Source organism: Kutzneria sp. NPDC051319 (genome assembly GCF_040682195.1).
Classification (GTDB): Bacteria; Actinomycetota; Actinomycetes; order Mycobacteriales; family Pseudonocardiaceae; genus Kutzneria.
Genome location: NZ_JBFBAM010000043.1, coordinates 52760 through 77037 on the forward strand (window position 1 = coordinate 52760; position 24278 = coordinate 77037).

At 69.3% G+C, this 24278-nt stretch carries 21 protein-coding genes and 1 pseudogene; 17 read left to right on the forward strand and 5 right to left on the reverse strand.

Features of this window, described 5'->3' with window-relative positions; all coding sequences use genetic code 11:
* Positions 1–275 precede the first annotated feature (275 nt).
* Complete coding sequence (locus AB0M73_RS32370) at positions 276–2525, forward strand: hypothetical protein (RefSeq protein ID WP_363898613.1); 2250 nt, start codon at positions 276–278, stop codon at positions 2523–2525.
* Positions 2526–2617: 92 nt separating this feature from the next.
* Here AB0M73_RS32370 and AB0M73_RS32375 read toward each other — a convergent pair whose 3' ends face one another.
* From AB0M73_RS32375 to AB0M73_RS32390, 4 genes are all read right to left on the reverse strand, one after another.
* A complete protein-coding gene (locus AB0M73_RS32375; protein ID WP_363898616.1) occupies positions 2618–3817 on the reverse strand; it encodes a tyrosine-type recombinase/integrase in 1200 nt (399 codons plus the stop codon).
* A gap of 131 nt (positions 3818–3948) precedes the next feature.
* Complete coding sequence (locus AB0M73_RS32380; protein WP_363898619.1) at positions 3949–4437, reverse strand: helix-turn-helix domain-containing protein; 489 nt, start codon at positions 4435–4437, stop codon at positions 3949–3951.
* Entirely contained in the window at positions 4434–5588 is a 1155-nt protein-coding gene (locus AB0M73_RS32385; protein WP_363898622.1) for a DNA methyltransferase, read from the reverse strand. The genes AB0M73_RS32380 and AB0M73_RS32385 overlap by 4 nt, the downstream gene beginning before the upstream one ends.
* Positions 5585–6379, reverse strand: coding sequence for a hypothetical protein (locus AB0M73_RS32390; protein WP_363898625.1), 795 nt, complete (start codon positions 6377–6379; stop codon positions 5585–5587). Before AB0M73_RS32390 ends, AB0M73_RS32385 begins: the two co-directional genes overlap by 4 nt.
* Between AB0M73_RS32390 and AB0M73_RS32395 the strand changes: the two genes are divergently transcribed.
* The 16 genes and pseudogenes from AB0M73_RS32395 to AB0M73_RS32470 form a co-directional block, all read left to right on the forward strand.
* Positions 6372–6542: a hypothetical protein gene (locus AB0M73_RS32395; RefSeq protein ID WP_363898628.1), complete on the forward strand. Its 171-nt coding sequence runs from the start codon at positions 6372–6374 to the stop codon at positions 6540–6542. The two genes, AB0M73_RS32390 and AB0M73_RS32395, sit on opposite strands and share 8 nt — an antisense overlap.
* A 662-nt stretch (positions 6543–7204) precedes the next feature.
* Positions 7205–8236: a hypothetical protein gene (locus tag AB0M73_RS32400; protein ID WP_363898631.1), complete on the forward strand. Its 1032-nt coding sequence runs from the start codon at positions 7205–7207 to the stop codon at positions 8234–8236.
* Between the two features lie 167 nt (positions 8237–8403).
* Positions 8404–8757 (forward strand): pilin, encoded by a 354-nt coding sequence (locus AB0M73_RS32405; RefSeq protein ID WP_363898634.1) that lies wholly within the window; start codon positions 8404–8406, stop codon positions 8755–8757.
* A gap of 201 nt (positions 8758–8958) precedes the next feature.
* The gene (locus tag AB0M73_RS32410) at positions 8959–10938 is read left to right on the forward strand and encodes a hypothetical protein (RefSeq protein WP_363898637.1); all 1980 of its coding nucleotides are present in this window, start codon (positions 8959–8961) and stop codon (positions 10936–10938) included.
* Complete coding sequence (locus AB0M73_RS32415; RefSeq protein ID WP_363898640.1) at positions 10935–11069, forward strand: hypothetical protein; 135 nt, start codon at positions 10935–10937, stop codon at positions 11067–11069. The genes AB0M73_RS32410 and AB0M73_RS32415 overlap by 4 nt, the downstream gene beginning before the upstream one ends.
* On the forward strand, positions 11066–12328 hold the full coding sequence (locus tag AB0M73_RS32420; protein ID WP_363898643.1) for a PrgI family protein: 1263 nt from the start codon (positions 11066–11068) through the stop codon (positions 12326–12328). Before AB0M73_RS32415 ends, AB0M73_RS32420 begins: the two co-directional genes overlap by 4 nt.
* The gene (locus AB0M73_RS32425) at positions 12325–14292 is read left to right on the forward strand and encodes a DUF87 domain-containing protein (RefSeq protein ID WP_363898646.1); all 1968 of its coding nucleotides are present in this window, start codon (positions 12325–12327) and stop codon (positions 14290–14292) included. Before AB0M73_RS32420 ends, AB0M73_RS32425 begins: the two co-directional genes overlap by 4 nt.
* A 62-nt stretch (positions 14293–14354) precedes the next feature.
* Positions 14355–17012 (forward strand): DUF87 domain-containing protein, encoded by a 2658-nt coding sequence (locus tag AB0M73_RS32430; RefSeq protein ID WP_363898649.1) that lies wholly within the window; start codon positions 14355–14357, stop codon positions 17010–17012.
* A 68-nt stretch (positions 17013–17080) separates the two neighbouring features.
* Positions 17081–18163, forward strand: a complete 1083-nt coding sequence (locus tag AB0M73_RS32435) for a replication-relaxation family protein (RefSeq protein ID WP_363898652.1) — start codon at positions 17081–17083, stop codon at positions 18161–18163.
* A 6-nt stretch (positions 18164–18169) separates the two neighbouring features.
* Positions 18170–19021, forward strand: coding sequence for an NlpC/P60 family protein (locus AB0M73_RS32440; RefSeq protein ID WP_363898655.1), 852 nt, complete (start codon positions 18170–18172; stop codon positions 19019–19021).
* An 80-nt stretch (positions 19022–19101) separates the two neighbouring features.
* The gene (locus AB0M73_RS32445) at positions 19102–19929 is read left to right on the forward strand and encodes a tyrosine-type recombinase/integrase (RefSeq protein ID WP_363898658.1); all 828 of its coding nucleotides are present in this window, start codon (positions 19102–19104) and stop codon (positions 19927–19929) included.
* A 24-nt stretch (positions 19930–19953) separates the two neighbouring features.
* Positions 19954–20121, forward strand: a complete 168-nt coding sequence (locus AB0M73_RS32450; RefSeq protein ID WP_363898661.1) for a hypothetical protein — start codon at positions 19954–19956, stop codon at positions 20119–20121.
* Positions 20122–20123: 2 nt separating this feature from the next.
* Positions 20124–21956, forward strand: a complete 1833-nt coding sequence (locus AB0M73_RS32455; protein ID WP_363898687.1) for a tyrosine-type recombinase/integrase — start codon at positions 20124–20126, stop codon at positions 21954–21956.
* Positions 21957–21998: 42 nt separating this feature from the next.
* A complete protein-coding gene (locus AB0M73_RS32460) occupies positions 21999–22925 on the forward strand; it encodes a bifunctional lytic transglycosylase/C40 family peptidase (protein WP_363898664.1) in 927 nt (308 codons plus the stop codon).
* A 173-nt stretch (positions 22926–23098) separates the two neighbouring features.
* On the forward strand, positions 23099–23548 hold the full coding sequence (locus tag AB0M73_RS32465) for a hypothetical protein (protein ID WP_363898667.1): 450 nt from the start codon (positions 23099–23101) through the stop codon (positions 23546–23548).
* A 75-nt stretch (positions 23549–23623) separates the two neighbouring features.
* A pseudogene (locus AB0M73_RS32470) lies at positions 23624–23758 on the forward strand (hydrolase Nlp/P60); the annotation flags it as partial.
* On the opposite strand, the gene AB0M73_RS32475 reads toward AB0M73_RS32470, so the two are convergent.
* The gene (locus AB0M73_RS32475; protein WP_363898670.1) at positions 23727–24164 is read right to left on the reverse strand and encodes a hypothetical protein; all 438 of its coding nucleotides are present in this window, start codon (positions 24162–24164) and stop codon (positions 23727–23729) included. The pseudogene AB0M73_RS32470 and the gene AB0M73_RS32475 sit on opposite strands and share 32 nt — an antisense overlap.
* Positions 24165–24278 lie beyond the last annotated feature (114 nt).

The window sequence follows — 24278 nt, forward strand, 5'->3', positions numbered from 1 at the left end:
CAGCAGAAAGTTGGGCAAGTCGCCGCAACCGGTGGCGGTCACTTGATCGCAGCAGGTGCGTGCCGAGCATAAGTTGCGCGCCGCTGGCGACGACGCGCGATCGGAGTACTGCACGCTCGCGCGCTAGCGGCGGCTTGGTGCCTCGAAGAGTGCGGCGAGGATGAGGCGCTGCTGCACCGGTGGCGCCGAGCGGTCGGGTTGTAGCCGCGCTCAGGTCGTTCACCAGCCACCTATCTTCGCCGACCTGTGCGGGTGAGGCCGTAGGCTGCGCGTTGATGCCACTGCTGGAGTCGGAGGTCGCGTCGATCATGCTCGAGCCCTCGACCCTGGTGGTGCGGTTGGCCCTTCCGGTTGCCTGCACGGTGTGCCAGCGGCCTCAGTCGGTCCGTTCATCAGGGGCTTGTCCGGACTGCGGCACGCCACTTGATCCCGATGCGGTCGCGGACGTTCGAGGCGCGGTTCGTCGACGACGCGACGCGTTTCGGCGCCGCCTTCAGCGGCTGGACGAGCGGATGCACTCCGTGACCGATCCTCCGCTGGACTTTGAGCGGAGGGGAACACCCCGCAGCGATGACCGGCATCTGACCGATGTGCTCCAGCCAGCGTTGAAGACGCTGCGCGCCTCCTACAAGACGGTCGCCGACCTGCTGGCCACCGGCACCTGGGATCCCGACGAGCCCGGCTGCCTAATGGCGTTCACCGCGCTTGTGCAGGCCCTCGATGCCTCGCTGGACTTCGTCACCACGCTCCGGACAACGATGCCGCCGATCGAGTGGAGGGCTGTGCACCGCGAGTTGACGCGGGCAGCGGCCGAGCACGCTCGCGGGCAGGTGCTGCTGACGTCGACGATCACTGCCCCCGATCTTGTTGCCGCCCAGCATCAACGCGACGCCAGCAGCGCAGCTTTTGCTGCAGGTGCGCGGCATGCAGAGCGCGTTGCAGCACTCATCCGTCGTATCCAAGAAGCGCCCAGCGATGGGCCTTTCCAGCTTGATGGTTCTTTCGATATCGCCGCGCTGGCATGGTCGAGCGCCGGCCGGCAGGGCATGTCGATCGCCGACGGAGCGGCCCTCGTCCGGCAAGCTCTCGCTGGTATTCCCGGGATGTCGTCCCTGCCGAACGAGCAGGCGCTGATGATGTTTCCTCTGCTGGCATCGTCGGCGCGGGTCGTCGACCTCGATCTGCTCGCCCGGCGTGCCCAGGCGTTGCGCAATGTCGTTGACAATGCTGACCGGACCACCTCGTGGGTCACGGACCCCGGATTGCTGATCAGCCGGGTCCGGCGCGGCGGAGAGCGCCTGATGGCAGAGGGAGAGCGGCTTGGCCTGGAGTGGCGCCATCAGTTTCCGCGACACCGCATCATGGACACACTCACCGGGGTGTATCGCCAGCTCGTTGAAGGCGCACTCCGCGACCTTGGAGGCGTGACGGTCGTCGCTGCCCGCGTCGCGCGCGGCGAGCCCGACAACGCTACCTATGGCCAAGACGTCGTGGATGGACTGAAGGCAGGGGAGGTCGTCGACGAGTTGCGCCGCCTCGGCGTCATGCGGGAGGGCGATGTCGACATGGTGTTCCGCAACGCCAGTGCACACGCCGACATCGAGATCACGGACACCGGTGTCGTAGCCACGGAACGGATCATTGAGAACGGGCGGGTGACATCGTCCACCGCGGTGACAGTGTCCGATGACGAGTTCTACGAGATTCTCGTTTCGCTGCAAGAAATCCTCCTGGCACTTCAGCTCGCACTGCTGCCTTGGCTGTGGCTGCACAAGGACCCCACGATCGCCGCCTCCATTGCGTCTGTACCCACGAGCGATCGCCAACGGGACCACACCGTTGCGCTCCTTGCGGGCATGTCAGGTTTGCGTGATGTCACGGTGTCCGTGGTCGACAAGCACGTCACAGTCTCGGCTTCCCCGAGCGACGGAGTCAGCCCGGCCGACACGGCGAGGCGCGCCCTGTCAGTAGCTCCTGGAGCGCTCGGTGCTGTGCCGAACGCGGACCGGGTCGCGCTGAACATCGACGGACTCACCCCGGTGACGTTCACTCGCACCGAGTTCGACATGCCCGCCATTGAGGACGAGGCACCGCATGATCTTCCGTTGGTCGGTCTGGTCAACGCCAAGTGGCTGATCGACTGCGGCGTTTCGCTAAGCGGGGAAGAAGAAGCGAAGTATGTGACGTGGCCATTGGCGCTGTTGGCATCGGGGTGCGCTGACTTAGTTGTGAGCACGCCCCAGCAAACGGAAAACATCGACAGCGCCGTCGCCTCGCTGCGTGTCTTCCGCGCTCGCCTCGACGAAGTCGTGCCGAGCAACAGATCGTTGCTGACCCAGCGCGCGGTGGACCAGATCGACATCCTGAAGGCGTCGCTTGTGGGAATGGCCGCTGGCCGCCGGGGTCAGCTTTCTGTGACCGAGAGCGTGAACTTCGGGCATCAGGCTGTGGCGGCGCTCGAAAGGCTGCGGGAGATCCAGACGGAAGCTACGGCGAGGTTCGACGTCACGTCCTCAACTGGCTGATGAGAAGTAGCCGCGCCAAGGCCGCGGCCGGCGATCGGTTCCGGAAGCACCACGAGCCCGTGCGGTGCGCGGGCTCGCGTGACGGATTCAGGCTAGGCAGCCTGCCTCCAGGTGGTGTCGAACTCCTCGGTGGAGTTGAGGACGGTCTTGTCCCAGCGGTCTTGCAGGCATTGCAGCAGGCGGGCCTCTACGGCGGCGGCGACGTGGGAGTAGGTCTCGCGGACCTTGTCTCCCATGACATGTCCAAGTCGCAAGGCTTGGGCGATCTCGGGGATGGCGTCTTCGATCATCCAGGTCTTGTGGCTGTGCCGTAGCCCGTGGAAGGTCAGGCCCGGCGCGACCGGCTGCAGCCGCATGTCGGGGTTTTTGCGGTGGAGGTTGCCGTCGGCGCAGGGGCGCATGGCGCGGCGGGAGAAGTTGCTGCGTCGGTGCAGTGCGTTGTCGGGGGTGACGAACACGTGCGGGTGGGTGTGGGTGGCCAGGTGTGCGCGGAGCAGGCGGACGTTGAACGGGGCGAGGGTGATGGTGCGGGCGGACTCGTCGGTCTTGGGTGGGCCGAGCCATAGCTTGCCGGCGGCGGACTCGTGCAGCGCGCCGATCTCGGGGTCGACGACGATGTAGCCGGTGTCGTCGTCGAACAGGTGCAGGTTCGGGCGCTGTAGCCCGGTCAGCTCGCCCCAGCGTGCGCCGGTCCATCCGGCGGTGACGACCATGACCGCGCCGCCGGGGCCGTAGTAGGCGGCGATCTGATCGGCCAGGCGCAGCACCGGGTCGGACTGCGCCCAGATCTTTTCCCTGCGCCGCTCGGAGTGGCGGCGTCGTCCGCGGCGGCGGGCGCGGATGGGGTTGGCGGCGATGAGTTTCTCGTCGGCGGCGTCGGCCAGGACCAAGGACAACAGCTTCAGGATGCCGTCGACGCTGACCTGGGACAGTGGCTTGGCGCGGAGTTTCTTCTTCCAGGCTTGGGCTTTGAGGTTGGAGATCTCCGCCAGAGCGGTGTCGCCCCAGCGCGGGATGATGTGGTTGCGCAGCATGCTGCGGTAGTTGTCCGCCGTTCGGGAGTCGATGTCGAGGGAGTCGAGCCAGTCGTTGGTGGTGACGAACTCGCCGAGCGTGCTCTGTCCGGCGGCGGGGTCGATCCACGTGCCGCGGCGCTGTTCGGATTCCATGTCGTCGGCGTAGTCCTGCGCGGCGGTGGACGTGGTGAAGCCGGGGATCGCGCCGATGGTGCCGTCGTCGCGTCGGTAGCGGACGCGCCAGGTGTTGTCGCCGGATTGTTCAATCCAGGCCATGGTGGTGACCTCTTTCGCAGTCGTGTGGGGGTCGCAGACGTGACGGGATGCATGGACGCTCCGTGTGGGGCAGAAGGGCAAGGGCGTCCCGAAAAAACGTCCGTCTGTCCGCAAAGGACACCACGTTCGCGCTACCTGCTGGCAGTGGTGGACCCGTCGCGTCGCGGGCGACGGCTCGTGGTCCGGGCGGGGCGGGAGCCGGCTGTGATGATGGCCTGGAGGTCGGCGTCGGAGAACCGCAGATGCCGCCCCAGGAAGGTGCAGGGCAGTTTGCGTTGTCCGGCTTGGCGTCGTAGCCAGGACTCGGGCACGGTCAGCAGCAGGGCCGCCTCTGCGGGGGTGTGTAGACGTGGCGTGCTGGGCCTGCTGTCAATGGTCGATGCCATGGCGTTGTCGTCCGTTGGCGGTTGCTGTCGGCGGGGTGCGTGGCGGGTGGGGTGTCGCATGAGGACGTTCCTCTCCGGCGTTGACTGCGCTGTGCTGGTGCAGAGCGAGCCGGCGACCGGACCTGGGCTCGCCGGGGCCGATGGTGCCGGCGGCGTGGCCGCCCGTACCGCCCTCGCCGCCGCCGTGAAGGCGGGGGCGAGGGCGGTACCTGATCCGCGCGGTCGGGTGTTCATGCTGCCCGCCGAGACGCCTGGCCGTCACCGCTAGAGTGACGGGAGACCCGTGGCAGACAGGCAGGCGCTGGCCGCCGCCGAACCCCGGAGTCGGCGCGAGTCGACGAACTCTGGCGCACCTGTGAGGTCCGGAAGACCAGCACATCCTCATGCGCGATCAGGTGTAGCGGCAGGCCGGCCTCGCGTCGCTTGCGGATGAAGTCGCGCTGGAAGAACGAACCGCGACCGACCAGATCATGCTCGGCCGCTCGCGCGAGCAATGCGACGCAACGCTCGACCGGGATCAGCCCGGCCTGTCGGCCGCAGGCCAGGATCTGGGCGGGCAGGTCGATCAGCTCAGCGTGCTCGCGCCAGGGGCGGATGGTGATGGCGATGTGCCCGCCCGGCCTCAGGAACGGCACCAGTCCGGCGAGGATGCGGGTGAACCCAGCTAGCAGTCGGTGATGGCCGATGTTGGCGAGGTTTCCTCGGTCGAGGGTGTTGCCGTAGCGGTGGTAGTACTTCTGGATACCGGCCGTCGGCGACACCGAGACCTGCCCGTGGGTGGAAGGCCCGTAGGGCGGACTGGTGACGACCAGCGCGGCCTGCCCGACGTAGTCCTGCGGCAGTAGCGAGGACAGTTGGCGCGCGTCGCCGTGGAACACCCGCGCGTCGTGCTCGACCCCGCGGGTGCGAGCGAGCTCGAGGTTGTCGCGGGCGATGTCGACCCAGTGGGGCTCGTACTCGACGCCAACCGCGCGGCGCCCGGCGTGCACCGCCTCCACCAGGGTCGTGCCGATCCCGCACATCGGGTCGAGCACGAGGTCGCCCGGGTTCGTGTAGTGGGCGATCGCGTGGGCGGCGACGGCGGGCAACATCTTGGCCGGGTGCGCGGTCGACTCGGGCGTGTAGCGGTTCTTGCGCTGGGCAGCCGGGGAGGTCTGCGCGGTCGTCCACACCGACACCGCTGTGTCGTCGAGCGCGGTGCCGATGGCGTCGATGACCGCCCTGGGGATCCGCTGGGTCGACTCCGCGCCCGGGTCGGCGCGGCGGGTGTCGGCGGTGGTGCGGGCGCCGTGATGCGGGTGCCGGAGTTGGTCGTCAGCCACGGGCGTGCCTTCCTCGCGGGGTCGTCCGGGACGGGAGGGATGCGACATCGAGGCGGAGGTCATCGGATGACTCCCGTCTGGAACGCCGCGTCCGCCGGTGCCGGTCGAGGCGTCTGATGGTCGTGCGGATTGGCGAAGACAAGGACGTCGGAATGCACCCGGCGGTGCGGGCTGGGAAGTCCGCGCACCACGGCGCGGTGCCGTGCGCGGACGGCCTGATCGAGGGCCGCGTCGCCGAGGGCGAGGTCGACGTGGCCAGCGCGCGTCGGCGCGTGCAGGGCGACGATGTGCTGGAGATAGAGCAGGTCGGCGTTCTGCGCCGAGGCCACCATCGCGCCAGTCGGGTCGATCAGCTCGCCCCGCGACCAGTCACAGTGGGTGAGCACGGCGAGGATGCCGCCGACCCTCAGCCACCGCGCCGCCACCTGTGCCACGAGATCGCTGGTGTGATCGCCCGTGTGCTCGACAGGCAGGCTGGCGATGATCAGGTCCGCGCCGGAAACCGGGGCTGCGGTGTCGTCGACCGTGCTGGCGTCGACCCCCGCCGGTGTCGGCGCGGCGCGGTCGGGCAGTGCGGTGTCGGGGCCGCCTACAAGATCAGCCCAGAACGGGCGCGACGCGGTGCGCGAGGCGCGTGAATCCGCCGCCACATGCACCGCCTGGCCGGTTCGGTCCAGGCTGTCGATGGTGGCCAGCGCGTCGGCGAGGGCAGGGTCCGGCTCGGCGCCGGGGGCGTGGGTGACGACGCCGTCTTCGCCGACCACGCCCCGGGGTCGGCGGTCGGTGGTGGTCGCGTGTGGCAGGAGCACGACCCGCTCACCGACGGCGGTGAACGAGGTGACGATCGTGGCCACGATCGGTGTCGGCCAGGCCGTGTCGAGGTCGATCGGGTCGTCGCCGGCGGCCCATACCGTTGCCGGAATCGGGGTGGCCTTCGTGCCCTGGGAACGCGATGTCGCCGCCGCCCGGTCGGGCTTGGCGGGGCTGATCCGGGTAGTCGTCGAGGCGGTCGGGTAGGGGCGTCGGTCGGCGCCTCGGCGGGCATTCGGCCGGGTGTTGTGAGGGCGTGGTGAGTCGCCGCGGCGACGGGGGCCGTGGGGTGCTGGACGGTCGGATCGGGTCACGGGAGTCCTCCAGGACCGGGCGGTGCGCCACCATGGGTGGAGTGGCGCGTACACCTCTTAACTCCGAAATTCAGGCCCTTTGGGGACAGCACCGCCGGGACTTTGTTCCACGGCCTTCCAGACACCCAGTTCCGGCGACACGGAAAGACTCCCGAGCGACACCGTGCGACGACGGAGAACTCCGCCGGAACGCACCACCGTCTGCGGTTCGTAGAAAATTCTTCTCAGCAGAGGATTCACCCCACAGCCACGCCGGCCATGATCGACCGCGCGACCGCATGACGGCTCTAACCGAACTACTACCAAACTACTACCGCACCGCCAAGACGCCAGCTCGGCGGGCATTACGGACGATCATTACGTGATCACAGAATTGCAGGCTGACATCCCCCTCACGCCTGCCTCAACGATCGATAAATCAAAGGTGAGATGATCACCGAAGATCATCGGTAGTAGTTCGGTAGTAGCGTGGTAGTAGCTCCGTTAGAGTTTGGTAGTACCCCCTGTGGCGTCCTTGTGGAGTCTCTTCCTCCAACTCCACTCAGGGAGCCCGTCATGGCCGCGAACCACGCCTTTCCCCGCACGGATTTTGGGCGTGAGCCCACACCGCTGGATATCGCCCAGACGACCTACGAATGGCTGATCACCGGACCGAACCCGGTCGCGATCGACGGCCGTCTGTTCCCGGGCCTGCCCAACCGCGATGTCCCGCTGAACGAGGTGTGCGACCGGCTGCTGCACCCCAAGTGCCCGCACTCGCTGCGCGACGCGGTCTGGGCCCATTTGGTGCTGCTGTCCCGGACCGGCAGCGGCACCTGGATCATCGCCGCCGTCGGGGTCGCGCTGCCCGCGCTGACCATGTTGGCTACGAAGCTGTGTGCCGGATTCGTCGGTGACCGCAGCGACGTGCACTCCGCGATTCTGACCGGGTTCGTGGCCGAACTCGCCACCATCGATCTGCGCAAGCCGCGGATCATGGCGCGGCTACGGTTCGCCGCCCACCGCGCCGGCCACGTCGCCATCCGCGAGATCTACGACGCGCCCACCCCCACCGGCGGCACGTTCCACTCGACGCCGCCACGCCCGCCTTGGGCGCACGAAGACTTCGTGCTCGCCCGCGCGATCGCCGACGGCGTCATCACCGCCGACGAGGCGGAGCTGATCGCGTCCACCCGGCTGGAAGGCGTCCCGCTGGTCACCGCCGGGGAGCTGCGCGGCCAGCGCTACGAGGCGGTCAAGAAAGCCCGCCAGCGCGCCGAGGCGCGCCTCGTGCCGTACCTGCGCGGCGAGGTCGTGGACAGCGCGCCCGGCCAGTCAGGCGAGCGGGATCCGGCGGACTGGGCCACCGACGCCGTGATCATTTCCACCGCCTCCCGCGCCAGCGCCGTCACGACCGTGCAGTCACCGACCGTGACCGATGTTCGCGAGCGCGCGGCGAAGAAAACGCGCCGCTGCATGTCCCCAGACGGCCAGTTTTCCGGAGTTAAGGGGTGCGGGAGGACACCAGCCACCCCCGCGACCACCGCCCCGCCCGACCGGCCCGCAGCGCCGTCGAGCACGACCCCGGAGGCGTCGCGATGCGCATGACCCAGCTACGGCCACACACCCGTTCCGACCGCCGCCCGAGCACACCCCGACCCAGTCGCGGACCCGGCACCTGGCACACCGCGGCGCCGCGCCTCGGCACCGTCAGCGGTGTCGGCGCTGCCCGTCGGATCGGTGAGCCCTCACCCACACCTCCGACCTCACCAGCGGTGGCGCGCCGACGCGGTGGGGCGCGCACGCGGCTGCTGCTGATCGCCGAACTGGCCGTTGTCGTGCTGCTGGTGTCCGGTCCGGCCGCCCACGCACAGACCACCGAGGTGGTCGCGTTGGCCGGCAGTGTCAACCAGGTCTTGGACAACATCCGCGCCTGGATCGTGGGCATCCTCGCCAGCCTCGCGACGGCGTTTCTGACCATCGGCGGTGTCCGCTACCTGCTCGGGGGTGGCGATCCCGGAGAGATCGAGAAGGCCAAGACAAGCTTCAAGGCAGCGGGGATCGGCTACTGCCTGGCCATCCTCGCGCCGGTGGTCCTCTCGGTGCTCGAGAACTTCGTGGGGGCCTGAGCGATGGCCACGACCACGCCTGCGCGCCACCGCGGTTCGACCGCACCGCCGACCGTTCGGCGGCTGCGTGCACCCGAGCCCGCAGCCGTCCGTCGCGCGACGCCCACCGACGCCGACAGCATGTCGCCGATCTGCTCACCAGTGGACGTCGGCCGCCGCCGACGTGGTGGGTCGGGACGCCGCCGGGGGCGGCTGCCCCGCGTGACGCGAGGCCGGGCGCTGGCCGTGCTGGCCGTGAGCGTGGTCGTGCTGTGCGGCGGCACGCTCGCCGCGGCCGCCACCCTCACCACGCCAGCGGCCGCCGTACCACGCGTGGCCGCGCCGCCGTTGCCGGGGCCGCCGGTGGACACCTGCCCGCCCGGCTCCGCACTCCCAGCGTGCGCTCTCCCGACGGTCACCACCGCGCCGCCCGCCACGCTGCCCCTGCCCAGCGGGCTGCCGACCGCCACGGCCAGCACCCCGTGCGTCGGCGTGCAGTGCCTGCCCTCGTCCTCGACCGAACCGACCGTGCCCGCGCAGGGCGGGGACAGCCCGGACGCGCAGTGCAGCCTGTTCGACCCCAGCACGTGGGGCGTCTGCATGAACGGGATGTTGACCGGCTTCTTCCGCATGGTGGTGTCGGCCGCACTCAACCCGCTGCTGGACCTGCTCGGCCACACGCTGCTGACCACCCCCACACCGGACTCGATACCGGGCCTGGCTGACCTGTGGTCGCAGTCCTGGCAAATCCTGCTGGCCGTCTACGTGCTGATCGTGCTGATCGCCGGCGTGATCGTGATGGCGTTCGAGTCCTTGCAGGCCCGGTACACGATCCGAGAGATCGCGCCCCGTCTCGTCGTCGGCGTGGTCGCCGGCGCGCTGAGCATGGTCCTGGCCACCACCGGCATCCAGTTGGCCAACGCGCTGTCGACGGCGGTCATGGGCGACGGCGTCGACGTGAACAGCGCCGCCCAAGCACTCACAGACATCTACCTCGCGTCGCTGGCAAGCCAAGGGTTCTTCGAGCTCCTGCTGGACCTCATCTTCGCCGGCGCCGTGGTCGCTGTCCTGCTCACGTTCATCGTCCGCGTCACGCTCACGATCGTGCTCATCGCCGGGGCACCGCTGTTCCTGATGGCGCACGGCCTGCCGCACACCGAGGGCATCGCCTACACGTGGTGGAAGGCATTCGGCGGGTGCCTGGTGATCCAGGTCGGACAGTCCCTCGCGCTCATTGTCGGGGTGCGGCTGCTGCTGACACCCACGTTCACCCCGCTCGGCCCGAACGCCAACGCCTTGACCAACATCTTGGTCGGCTTGGCCGTCATGTTCGTCCTGTTCAAGATCCCGTTCTGGATCCTCGGCGCCATCCGAGGCGGCGGCGGGCGCCGCGGACTGATGAGCACGCTGATCCGAGGGTTTGTCGCGTACAAGACGTTCGGTTTGCTCCGTGCCGGCGCCGGCAATCCGCGCGTGCGTCTACGCGAGAAGCCATCACCACCGGACCCCTACGCCAAGGTCAGGACCACCTCGACCGGGCAGTACATCCTCCCGTTGCCCGGGCTCAAACGCGGCCGCCTGCCCACGCCGCCCTACCCGCGCCATCCCGCCCACAGCAGCGCGAACACGACCGGGCCGCGCAAGGCCCCGCGGGGCGTGCAACTAGCGTTGCCGCTGGGCGATGACTGGCCAGAGAACAAGCCAGTCCTCGGACGCGACGGGCAGTACCGGCTCCCCCTGAGCGTCAAGCGGGTCACGCCGGCCCCTGCGCCGGCCTCGACCGGCCAGCCGCGACCCAGTGGCAGTCGTCATCGCGGCCAGCAACTGCAGTTCGAGTTCGACCCGTACAAGGGCAACCGGCCCAGCCGCGCAGGCCAGTACCCGCTACCGCTGGGCGTCACCCGCACTCCCCGCCCAGCCAGCTCGCCGCCACCGGCGACACCACCCCGGCCACGGCCGCGCGGCACGCAGTTGGAGTTGCCGTTCGACCCCTACAAGGGCAATCGGCCGCTGCGGTCCGGGCAGTACCCGCTGCCACTGGAGGGCCTGCACCGCGTCCCGTCCTCGCCGCGCCCCGCACCGACAGCCCCGTCGCCGGCACCACCAGTTCCGCGGCCTGCGGCGGGCCGGCAGCTCCGGCTCCCGCTGGATCTGCCGAAACGCCCGCACCGCACCCCGCCGAAATCCGGAGGCACGCGATGAGCAAGCCGAACCACAGCCCTGACGGGTTGACCTTTGAGGACATCACCGCCCTGGAGCGCGAGGTCGCCGAGGAACTGCGCGCCGCCCCGCGCACAGGCGGGCTGAACACGACCAGGAGCACCGACCAATGAGCTACCGAGACGCTCCCGCGGCCAGCTCGGCGGCGGTGCGGATTCCCGCTGACGTCGACCTGCATGACCGCGTTCTGGGGCCGTTGACCGCCCGCCAGCTCGCGATCCTGGCCGTGGCTGGCCTGCTGCTGTACGCAGCCTGGTCGGGCACCCGCACGCTGCTGCCGATCCCGGTGTTTCTCGCGCTGGCTATCCCGGTCGGCGCGGGGGCAGTGATCCTCGCGCTCGGCCAACGCGACGGCATCTCGATGGACCGGATGCTGCTCGCCGCGATCCGCCAACGCACCGCACCACGCCACCGCGTCGCCGCACCCGAAGGCGTGCAGCCCGCGCCCGACTGGCTGACCCAGCGCACCACCTCGACCGCCGGCCGAACGCGCAGGCGAGGCACCACTGCGGCACCAGAGCCGGTCTCGCCCGCGGCGCTGCGGCTGCCCGCCGAAGCGGTCACCCAGACCGGTGTCGTAGAACTCGGCCCGGATGGTCTGGCGGTAGTAGCGGTCGCGTCCACGGTGAACTTCGCGCTGCGCACACCGGCCGAGCAGGAAGCCCTGGTCGCCAGCTTCGGCCGCTACCTGCATTCGCTCACCGCTCCGGTGCAGGTGCTGGTGCGCACCGAGCGGCTGGACCTGTCCGGTCAGATCGCGGAGCTTCGGGAGCGCGCGGGTGGCTTGCCGCATCCGTCATTGGAGGCCGCCGCCGTGGAGCACGCGGACTATCTCGCGCAGCTGGGTGAGCAGACCGATCTGCTGCGCCGGCAGGTGTTGCTGGTGCTGCGCGAGCCCGTCGGTGGCGCGGCCGCCGCGGCGCCGACCGACGGGCTCGGCGGGCCAGGTCCGTTGGCCGTGCTCGCTTCCCTGACCCGGGGCCGGCGCCGCGCCACTGCCGCGGCAGGTGGGGCGAGTGCGGGGGTGCGGCGGGCGGCGGAGTCCCGGCTCGTCCGCCGCCTGGGCGAGGCGATCGAACTGCTGGCGCCAGCTGGGATCGTGGTCACCGCGCTCGATGCCGGTCAGGCCACCGCGGTGCTCGCCTCGGCGTGCAACCCCGACACGTTCCTGCCGCCCTCGGCGGCGTTGGCGGGCGCCGACGAGGTCATCACCACCGCCGGCGCCTCCGACCTGTCCGACGACGAGTTCAGCGACACCCGGTTCCAGCGCGGCGACGCCGACCCCGCCGACTACGGCGACGAGGACGACGCCGACGACTGGGACTACAGCGACGACGGCGACGAAGAGGACGAGAGGGGGCGGTGGTCATGACCACCCGAGCACGGAAACGGCGCAGCCGCCGCAACGTTCCGACACAGCGGGCATCCCGCGCCGCCGCGTTCACCCCGGACGCGCTGTCGGTCGGGGCGCGTCATCTGGAGGTCGGCGGTGAGTGGGTCGCCAGCTTCGCGGTCACCGGATTCCCGCGCGAGGTGTATCCCGGCTGGCTCGCGCCGCTGCTGACCTATGCCGGCCGCCTGGATGTCGCCGTGCATGTCGAGCCGATCGATCCGGCCACCGCCGCGTCCCGGTTGAAAAAGCAGCTCGCCAAACTCGAGTCCGGGCGCCGGCACACCGCCGAACATGGCCGGTTGTATGACCCGCAGGTCGAGGCCGCCACGGAGGACGCCTATGACCTGAGCTCTCGCGTGGCACGGGGCGAGGGGCGACTGTTCCGCGTTGGCTTGTACCTCACTGTGCACGCCGCGTCGGAGCGAGCGCTGGCCAATGAGGTCGCCGCGGTGCGCTCGCTGTGCGCGTCGTTGCTGCTGGACGCGAAGCACTGCACCTACCGGTCGCTGCAGGGCTGGGTGTCGACACTGCCGATGGGCCTGGACTTGATCGGGATGCGACGAACGTTCGACACCTCGGCGCTGGCCGCGGCGTTCCCGTTCACCTCCCCGGATCTCCCGGCCGCCGACCCGACCAGCGTCGCGGCACCGTCGGGGGTGCTCTACGGCTACAACATCGGCAGCCAGGGGCTCGTGCATTGGGACCGGTTCGGCGAGGGGATGCACAATCACAACTCGGTGATCCTCGGCCGCAGCGGCGCCGGTAAGTCCTACCTGGTCAAACTCGAGCTCTTGCGCAGCCTGTATCGGGGCATCGAGATCGCGGTCGTCGACCCCGAAGACGAGTACGCCCGGCTGGCCGCCGCGGTCGGCGGCACCTACGTGCACCTCGGCGCGGCGGGCGTGCGATTGAACCCGTTCGACCTGCCCATCCACACCCGCCCCGACGGCCGCCTGACCGCGCCGAAAGACGCTCTGGTACGGCGGTCACTGTTCCTGCACACCGTCATCGCCGTGCTCGTCGGCGGCGACCTGGACGCCGCGCAGCGCGCCGCCCTGGACCGCGGTATCGCCGCCACCTATCAGGCCGTGGGCATCACCGCCGACGCCCGCACGTGGACCCGGCCGGCGCCGACCTTGCGGATGCTGCGCGACCACCTCGCCACCGCTGGCGGAGTCGACGGCGACCACGCGGCCGTCGAGCTCGCCGCGCGGCTGCACCCGTTCGTCGACGGCGCGTTCAAGCAACTGTTCGACGGGCCGACCACGACCAACCCCGAAGGCCACCTGACCGTGTTCTCGCTGCGGGACTTGCCCGACGAACTCAAACCCATCGGCACGCTCCTGGTACTGGACTCGGTGTGGCGGCGGGTGTCCAACCCCGCGATCCGCCGCCCGCGTCTGGTCGTGGTGGACGAGGCGTGGCTGCTGATGAAGGAGAAGTCCGGCGCGGAGTTTCTGTTCAGAATGGCCAAGGCGTCCCGGAAACACTGGGCAGGGCTGACCGTCTGCACGCAAGACACCGCCGACGTGTTGGGCAGTGATCTCGGCAAGGCGGTCGTCGCCAACGCCGCGACCCAGATCCTGCTCCGGCAGGCGTCGCAGGCGATCGACGAGATCACCCACACCTTCGACCTGTCTGCCGGGGAACGGCAATTCCTGCTGTCCGCGGATCGGGGACAGGGCTTGCTGTCCGCGGGAACGCAGCGAGTCGCGTTCCAGAGCGTCGCCTCACCCACCGAGCATTACCTGGTCACGAGTAATCCAGCCGAGCTGGCCGGATACGCGGCCGACACCGACGCCGACGACCCCGACGGCGATCAGTCCTATGTGGACCTGGGTTGGGCTGACGATACCACCGCCGGCGAGCCGCAGCAGACGGCCGACACGGACGAGTTCGGTTCCCTCGGCCCTGACGACCAGATCGACCTCGACGCCGCCTGACGTCCCGCCGCGCGGGCCGTTGCGGCCCGGCGTTCTGCCGGGCTTTCGTGGAAGGACCTTCGATGCGCGCTTGGATATTGGCTGCCCTCGTTCATCCCGCCTCCTACATCGACGGGGTTTCCCGCGGCGCGGCCTCGACTGGGGCGCCCGGCGGATGGCTCGGCGACTACCTGCGCGACCCCGCTGGCGCGCTGCTCGCGCTGCTCACCCCGGTAGTGCACTGGCTGCAGATCTGGTGGCCCACCGTGACCGTGTTCGCGGTGTTCGCCACGCTCGCGGTGATCGCGGAGCGACGGGCGCTGGCCCGGCGCCGACACGCGGCTCTGGTCGCTGACGCCCGGCAGGTCACCGTGCTTGCCCCACCAGTCGTTGATCCCGCCGGCGGGGCCGCGTTGTGGTCCAACCTCGTCGGTCTGCTGCGCCCAGGCTGGCGCCGGTGGTGGAGCGGGCAGCCGCATGTGGCGTGCGAGTACGTGTTCTCCGAGGCCGGTGTCGCGATCCGGCTATGGGTGCCTGGCGTGATCCCACCCGGCCTCGTGGAGCGTGCCGTCGAGGCCGCCTGGCCCGGCGCCCACACCCGCGTGGCCAGCCCCGCCGAGCCGCCGCTGCCGCCACCGAGCGAGGACCAACGGCGGCTGGTGATCGGTGGGGAACTCCGGCTGGCGCGCAGCGAGGCGTTGCCGATCCGGACCGAGTTCGATGCCGACCCGATCCGTGCGTTGATCGGCGCACCGGTCGGGCTGGGCCGGCACGAGTACGCGTGCGTGCAGATCCTGGCCCGCCCCGTCACCGGGCACCGAGTGGCCCGCGCGCGCCGCTCGGCCCGCCGAGTCCACGCTGGTGCCTCCACCCGCCCGGTCGGGCGGCTGCTCGATCTCGTCACCCCGGGCATGAAGACCAGCCGGCCCAGCGGCGGCAGGACCGCGTCGGGGGCGCTGCACACTGATCCGCAGACCTCGCTGGAATACGCCGCGCAGAACCGGGCGATCGTGGCCAAGCAACGCGGCTCCCAGTACGAGACGCTCATCCGCTACGCCGTCGCGACCCTGCTGCCCGCCGACGCGGGCGACGCCCAGCTGCGCACGGCGCGGGACGTCGCCCGCGGCCGGGCCCACGCGCTGGCCGCGTCGTTCGCCTCCTACACCGAGCACAACCACTACACCCGCCGCCGGCTCCGCCACCCCGGCCTCGTCCTGACCGACCGGAGGCTGGGGAAAGGGGATCTGCTGTCGGTGAACGAGCTGGCCTCCATCGCCCACCTGCCCGTGGATGAGGCGATCCCGGGCGTGCAGCGCGCCGGCGCACGCGCGATCGCCCCACCGCCCGGCATTGCCACCCCAGGCCCGCTCGCCAAACCCCTCGGTGTCTCCGACGCTGGCCACCAGCGCCCGGTCGCGCTGCGTGTGCAGGACGCCCGCCACCACCTGCACGTCATCGGCGCCACCGGCTCAGGCAAGTCCACGCTGCTGGGCAACATGATCCTCGCCGACGCCGAGGCCGGGCGCGGAATCGTGCTCATCGACCCCAAAGGCGACCTCGTCACCGACGTGCTGTCCCGGCTTCCCCGCTCTGCCGGTGACAGGGTCGTGCTGTTCGACGCCGACAGCAAGTCCCGGCCGCCGTGTCTGAACCCCTTGGACGGTGGAGAAACCGACCTCACCGTGGACAACCTCGTCTCGGTGTTCCGGCGGGTCTACTCGGCGTTCTGGGGGCCGCGCACCGACGACGTGATGCGCGCGGCGTGCCTGACCCTGCGCGCTCAGGAAGGCGTCGCCACGCTCGCGGACTTGCCGAAGCTGTTGGCCGAACCGGCGTTCAGGTCGCGGGTCACCGCCGGCGTCACTGACCCGGTGCTGCGGGGATTCTGGTCCTGGTACGAGGAGCTGACCGACTCCTCCCGCAGCCAGGTCATCTCGCCCCTGATGAACAAACTCCGCGCTTTCCTGCTGCGGCCATTCGTCCGAGATGCGATCGCCGGCGGGCACTCCACAGTAGACATGACCAGTGTGCTCGACGGCGGCATCTGCCTCGTGCGCATTCCCAAAGGCAGCTTAGGCGAAGAGACCACTCGACTGGTCGGCTCGCTCGTCGTGGCCCGGACATGGCAGGCCACCACCGGCCGCGCACGAACCCCGCAACGCCAACGCAAAGACGCCTCCCTCGCAATCGATGAGTGTCACAATTTCCTCAACTTGCCCTACCCGATCGAGGACATGCTCGCCGAGGCGCGGGGATTCCGGGTCGCGATGACCCTGGCCCACCAACACCTCGGGCAGCTCCCCCGCGAGCTACGCGAGGGCATGTCCACCAACGCTCGCAGCAAGGTCTTCTTCAACGCCTCCCCGGAGGACGCGCGCGAGCTGTCCCGGCACACCGCGCCGCGGCTGTCCGATCACGACCTCGCGCACTTGGGCGTCTACCACGCCGCCGTCCGCCTGGTCCTGGGCGGCGAGGAAGCTCAGCCGTTCACCATGCTCACACAGCCGCTGCCCCGCGCGATTCCCGGACGAGCACGAGAAATCCGCGGGCTGGCTCGTCACGCTCTGCAGGCGACGCAGCGCGCCCGCGCCGCCGGCACCGCTCCGCGCCAGCCGGGCACGCAGTCCGCAACTCGGCCTACGCAACGCCCCGCCACACCCTCGGGGAACACGCGACCCGCATCCCGAGACAGCCACACCGGCAGCCGGCCACGCAGCACCGATCCACGCCGTCACCCCTGATTCAGGCCCGCACATCCCAGTACGCAACACGAATGCTCCTACTTCTCACCATTGTTCGGAGGTTCGCCATGATTTCCAGCCCTACCCAACAGCGGACGCTGCGCGGCCACAAGCCCGCCCGGCCAACCCCGCGCGCTGCGAACACCGCCGAGCACCAAGCGGTGCTGGCCTGGCGACTCACTCGCCGGGACCGGTGGATCATTCGCATGCTGTGGGAGCACCGTGTGCTCACCGCCCACCAGATCACGACCCTCGCGTTCCCCAGTTTCCGCTCCGGGCGCCAGCGCATGCGTGAGCTGTTCCAGTGGGGTGTGGTGGACCGGTTCCAGCCGTTCATCTCCTCCGGCACCGCGCCGATGCACTACGTGCTCGCCCCCGCCGGCGCCGCGGTCCTGGCCGCTGAGGACGGCCTGGACGTCAAAGACCTCGGCTACCGGCACGACCGCGCCTTCGCCGTCGCGCACTCCCTGCGCCTGGCGCACACCGTCGGCGTGGCCGAATGGTTCACCGCCCTGGTCGACCGCGCCCGGCACAGCGCCCCCGACGCGCGCACCACGGTGAGGGCGTGGTGGTCGGAGACCCGCTGCGCGCGGCATTTCGGCGACCTGATCAAACCCGACGCCTACGGGCGCTGGACCAGAGCCGGACGCGAGGTCGAGTTCTTCCTAGAGTACGACCTGGGCACCGAGGTGCTGGCCAAGCTCGCCGGGAAACTGGCCGGGTACGCCGCCCTCGCGCAGGCAACCGGGATCACCACGCCGCTTCTGGTGTGGCTGCCGACCTCGCGCCGGGAAGCCGCCGCCCGCCGGCTGCTGCATCGGACCTGGCACGCGCTGGACAACCCCGATGCGGTGCCGGTCGCGACCGCCGCGGTCGAGCTGCTCAACCCCGACGCCGAGCACCCCAGCCCAGCTGATCAGGTGTGGCTGCCCCTGGGCAACCCCGGCGGGCTCGGCGGCGCGCGGCGGGAGCTGCACCAGCTGCTGGGCGCCTGGCCCCACGTCGCGGCGCCCGCCGCCGACGGTGAGCCCTGCGGCGAGTCGGTCCTGCCAGCTGAGTCGCCGTTGCAGCTGCTGGTGCCGGCGCCGGCGCCGATGCCGCCAGTCCAGCCGTCGGCCGTCTCCCGCGGACCGAGCAGCGGCGGGCGGTGAGGTCCCGTGATCGGAAAGGTCGGTGTCGCCGTTCTCGGCGTGATCCTGGCGATCCCGGTGCTGATCGCCGCCTTGTTGCCCGGTGCGCTCTCGGCCTTGTTCGGTGGCGGGAGCAGTCAGCCCAGTGCGACGGCGTTGGCGGATATCCCTACCGACTACCTCGCGCTGTACCGGGCCGCTGCCCGGGTGTGTCCGGGGCTGGACTGGACGATCCTCGCCGCGATCGGCAAGATCGAGACCGACCACGGCCGCTCCACCCTGCCCGACGTCGCAGCCGGCACCGTCAACGCCGCCGGAGCCGGGGGGCCGATGCAGTTCGAGCAAGCGAGTTTCGATGGAGTTCTTGCGCGACACCAACTGCCGCCCGGTGGCGCCACCCCACCATCACGGTATAACCGGCACGATGCCATCTACGCCGCCGCGTTTTACTTGTGCGACAACGGAGTCAGTCGAGGCGACGTGCGCGCGGCCATCTTCTCCTATAACCACACCGACTGGTACGTGCAGGAGGTGCTCGATCAGGCCAAGAAGTACGCCGATGCCGCCGCGTCGGTCGGCACGGGCGACTGCAACGCCATCCAGGCCCCTAATGCCCGCGCGGTCACGGCGATCAATTATGCCTGTGGGCAAAGGGGATTGCCGTATGTGTGGGGCGGTAATGGCGGGGCTGACGGAGGTTTCGACTGCTCCGGGCTCACCTCGGCCGCCTACAAGGCGGCTGGAGTCACTCTACCGCGCACGGCGGACGCGCAGTTCCGGGCGGGACCGCGCGTGCCGGACGGGCAGCCGCTACTGCCCGGAGATCTCGTCTTCTACGGCACCAGTGCGTACATTCACCACGTCACGATATGCGGGTGATCCCTTTCCGTGGTTGGTTGACACATGACGACAGTCCACTATGGAGGTTGCTCATGTCGTGGTCGCCTTGCTTGGTCCGTGTGTCCGACGAAACTGGGTTGCAGGAGCTGAGGCTTGGCCATCCCTTGGTCGATCGCTATCTGGCATTCGTCGGCGCTCGCCTGCGCCTGAACAGCTGGCTCGCCATCGCCTTCGACCTGAAGGTCTTCTTCACCGTCGTAGACCGTGACCCGCTTGAGGTCGACACCAGTGCCGTCTTCGCTTTCCTGGAAGCCCAACGTGCGCCTCGACGTGGGCCCCGTGTCGTTCGCTTGGAGGACGGCGAACGCGGCCTGTCAGCACGAACGATCCGGCGCCGGCTCTCCAGCGTGGCTGGACTGTTCGACTTCCTCATGGTGCAGGGTTTGGTGTCACATAACCCCGTTCCGAGAGGAACCCTTGCCCGCAAGCGGCGCGACGGCAACCGGCGTGGACGTGCGCTGATCCGCGTTCCCCGCGTCCTGCCCCGGATACTGGCCCCGCACGAGGTCGACCGTTTCAGCGCAGCGCTGCGGACCCATCGCGATCGCGCCATGATCGAGGCGATGCTGTTGGGCGCGTTGCGCCGCTGTGAGGTGCTGGGCCTACGGTTGGAAGACATTCGCCCCGGCGAGCACCGGGTGTTCATCGCGGACGGGAAGGGCGGCCACCAACGTTGGGTGCCAGTCTCGGCCCGATTCTTCGCCACCCTGGCCGCATACCTGGAATCTGAACGCCCCGAGACCGACACCAACCGTGTGTTCGTCGTCCTGAAAGGACCGCGCCGAGGGCAACCGTTGTCCGCCGATGGTCTGGACGAGATCGTCTCCGGCGCGCGAGCACGGGCCGGGCTGCGCCACGTGACCTGCCACCAGCTGCGCCACACCTGACTCACCCGCCTTCGAGAGGCGGGTATGGCCTTGGAAGCAGTCCAAGGCCAAGCCGGCCACCGCTCCATCGAGTCGACCCGGATCTACCTGCACCTGTCCCGCGAGTGGCTCGCCGAGGAATACCGGCAGGCCAGCGACCGCGTCGACGCCGACCTGCGTGCGACGCTCGACGACCTGGATGGGCAGGTGTGACCATGCCGCCTCGATTGCCGCTGTCAGCGGATCAGGAAACGCTGGTCGCCGAGTACGAGCGAGATCGGCGACAGGCACGCAGTTCGGTGGTTCCGGCGTTCATCACCGCCGCCCGAACCTTCTGCTACCACACCGGCCTGGAGAACTGGGCCGGGTTGGGCTGGCAGCGCCAAACCCAGCTGTCGTTGCATCAGCGGGCCTTCGTGGGCTGGCTGGTCGTGACCGGCCGCATGGCCGCGACCGCCGACTACCTCGTGATGGTACGCGGTCACCTGGGCGAACGGGCCGCCCGCTACCACCGCGAGCTGCACGAGCGGTTCGTCTCGACCGCGGCCGGACTGGGCTACAGCCAGCAACTGATCACGATGGCCTGGGCAACGCTGGCCAAGACCGCAGCCCTCGCCGGCATACGACCGCACCAGGTGACCGCGACGCACCTGCAGCACGCCCAGGCAGAACTCCGCGCGGCGCGGGAACGACTACACGGCCAGACCCCAGTACCACCGGCGACAGGGGAACGCTGGCCGGCGGTGCACAACATCATGTTCCACGCCGGGATGACCGATCAACCAGCTCCAGCGCCGACCCGACCGGCGCGGCGTGAATGGCGCGCAACCCAGTGGGCGCGAATCCCCTCACCGATGGTCGAGACGATGCGCACCTACCTCGAACAGACCAAGCTGGCCGGCGCGCGCCCCTCCACCTGCACCCGCGATGAACGCGTCCTGCGAGAGTTCGCCCTGTTCCTGCTGCGCCGCCACCCCGAGGTCACCAGTGTCAGCCTGATCGCACGCACCCACATCGAGACCTACAAACGTCACCTCGCTCGCCGCAAGAGCGTCCGCGGCGGCCACCTGGCGCCGGCGACCATCGGCCACACCCTCAACGCCCTCAGCGTGTTCTTCGACCGGCTCGTCGAGTGGGACAGCCCGGACCGACCAGGATCGCGCCTGCTGTTCCCCGGCGACTACCCCCGCAAGAATCGCCCGCTACCACGGTTTCTCGACGACGGCACCGCCGCCACACTGCTCGCCGCAGCGCGCTCCGATCCCGATCCGTTCACGCGCCTGGTGATCGAGTTGTTGTCCCGCACCGGATTGCGCCGCGGCGAACTCATCGGGTTGACCATCGACGCCGTCGTGCAAATCGGGTCGGCCTACTGGCTCCGCGTCCCAGTGGGCAAGATGCGCACCGACCGATACGTGCCGCTGCACCCGCAGCTCAAGGACCTCATCGACGCCTGGCTAGCCGCGCGTCCAGCCCGAGTACGCAGCAACCTGCTCTTCGTCGACCACGGCCGACCGATCAACCCCATCCGCGTCGAAAAGGCCCTCAAACGCGTCGCACGCGCGGCAGGCCTGGGCAACATCACCCCACACCAACTACGACACACCCTCGCCACGCAGGCAGTCAACCGGGGCATGAGCATGGAAGCCATCGCAGCCCTGTTGGGACACAAGGACCTATCGATGACCCAGGTCTACGCCAAGATCGCCAACAAGACCGTGGCCGACCAGTACTTCGCGGTCACCGAGAAGATCGAAGCACTCTACGACCAACCCCGCGAACTGCCCGCCGAGGCCGAGGGCGATCAAATGCGAAAGCTGCGCGCCGAGATGCACCGCCGCATGCTCGGCAACGGCTACTGCGCCCGACCGGTCGAGTTGGACTGCCACTTCGAGTCGATCTGCGAGTCCTGCACCTTCTTCGTCACCACCATCGAGTTCCGTCCCACGCTGGAGAAGCAACGCGACGACGCCGCCAGCAAGGGGCAGGTCGCACGCCAGCAGATCTTCGACGGTCTCATCGACCGCCTGGACTCCAGCGCCAGCTGAACCACGCAACACCCGCCACCCAACCAGGGAGGTGTCCCGCGCATGTCAACTACAGCCAAGATCGCAGTCATCGCCGCGGTGTTCCTGCTCGTGCCTGTCGTCCTCATCGCTGCCGCCGTCGGCGCGGCCTCGTCACTGCTCGGCGGCTCCAGCGGCGCAGGCCCCAGTCAGGCCGCGCTGGCTGACATCCCCGCCGACTACCTCTCGCTCTATCTCCAGGCCGCCCAGACCTGCCCGGGTCTGGACTGGGCGGTTCTGGCCGCGATCGGCAAGGTCGAGTCCGACCATGGACGGTCCACACTGCCGGGAGTCCATCGCGGTTCCAACTACGCCGGCGCGCAAGGCCCCATGCAGTTTCTCCCGACCACCTTTGTTCAGTACTCGCAACCGATCCCGCCCGGTGGCGTCACGCCAGCCACTCCCTACGACCCGGTCGACGCCATCTACGCCGCAGCGAGGATGTTGTGCGCCAACGGCGCCCAGGACGGCCGTGACGTCCACGCCGCCGTCTTCAGCTACAACCACTCCGAGGACTACGTCGCTCAGGTCCTCGACATCGCCCAGCGCTACCGCTCCACCACGGGCGGCCCCGCCGCACTGGTCGCCGTCGCCTTCGCCCGCGCGCAACTGGACAAGCCCTACATCTGGGGCGGCAACGGCAATCCGGGCTTCGACTGTTCCGGCTTGACCAAAGCCGCCTACGCCGCAGCCGGCATCATCCTGCCCAGAGTCGCGCAAGACCAGTACAACGCAGGGCCGCTTCTGCCCGCAGGCCAACCACTACAGCCAGGCGACCTCGTCTTCTTCGGCACCAGCACCGCCGACGTCAGCCATGTCGGCATCGCCGTCTCGCCCACCGACATGATCGACGCTCCCGATGTCGGCCTGTCGGTGCGCGTCGAGCCCATCTGGAAGTCACACCTCGTCGGCGCAACGCGCCCTGCAGCGGCTCCAGGGCGACAGTTGTAGCGTCTCAAATCCGCTGCAACTTCTCATCCAGATTGCACCTGACCTGCACCGATGCAACGGAAGTGAGACCGGGGTAGATCCGTAGGCGTCCGCAGGCTCACCTGCGGCAAAGACGACGCCCATCAGACCAGCCCAGGCACCGGACGGGCGAGTTGAGCTGGGAGAATACTGGCATGCCCGGCAACGAGATCCAGTTCGACTGTCGTCTTCACACTGATCGTGGCGTGCTTGAGGTCGTGCCACGTGTCGACGGCGTGCCACTCACCGAGCTGATCGACAGGTTCGAGACTGGCGCCCAGATGCAGCCCGCAGGCGACGCCTACGGCGGCCTGATTCCTCAGTTCTTCAGGTTCGGTCCGATGGACGACCACTTCCGTGGACGGTCCACCAACGCAATGGGGCCGAAGACGCCTGTCCTCGGATGCGAATGCGGTGAGTGGGGGTGCTGGCCTCTCATGGCCCGCGTCACCGTCACAGACGATGTGGTGATCTGGGACTGCTTCGAGCAACCCCACCGCACGACACGCGACTACACCGGGTTCGGCCCGTTCCGGTTCGACCGCCGCCAGTACGACGCCGCCCTGCACGATCTGACCACAGCGCTCGGTCCCGACGGCGTGTGAACCACGACGCCCCACGCCGATACGCGGCGCCCCAACGAGCGACTGCGTCAGCAGTTGACAGGATCACCCACATAAGTCGGGCTCTACCTCGGTGGCGGGATGATCATCGACGCGCCGGATTTCGGGCAGGTCGTGAAAATCCAGCCCTACCGGTATCAAGGAGACGACTACGCGGGGGCTACGCGCCCGGCCGGTTCGGTTGCGTCGTAACGGGTTCCACGTCGCCGACGGCCGTACCCACCATAGCACTGAACGGACGGCCGTCGGCACCCACGAGCAGGATGCGTTGGGTGAACAGCGGCGGCGTCACACCGTCGAGGGCCACGATGTTGAAGTAGCTGGCCAACTCGAACAGTGTGTTGGTCACCTCGCGGATGGTGGTGCGGTCCGGGTCGGCCTCGACCGACAGGCCCTCGACCCGGATCTCCAACACCCGCTGCTGCGGCAAGATCCCGATGACGGTGCGCACGTAGTCCGGGATGCCGCCGTCGTCCCGCAACTCGGCGATGTCCTCGATAAGCCTGACGGCGGCGGCCTCCAATGTGTAACCGGGGCCGATTCCGGCACGTGCGCCCCACAGGGCAAAACAATCCACCGTGGACCTCATGTAGGTCATGGCCGACCCCTTCCGGGTGGCCGGGTTGTGGGGCGCGCGGCCCCCGACGGCCGGCCGGCGAACACCGACGGGTAGACAGGAGGACAAGGGAGGACGGGGGGAGAGAACCCCCCG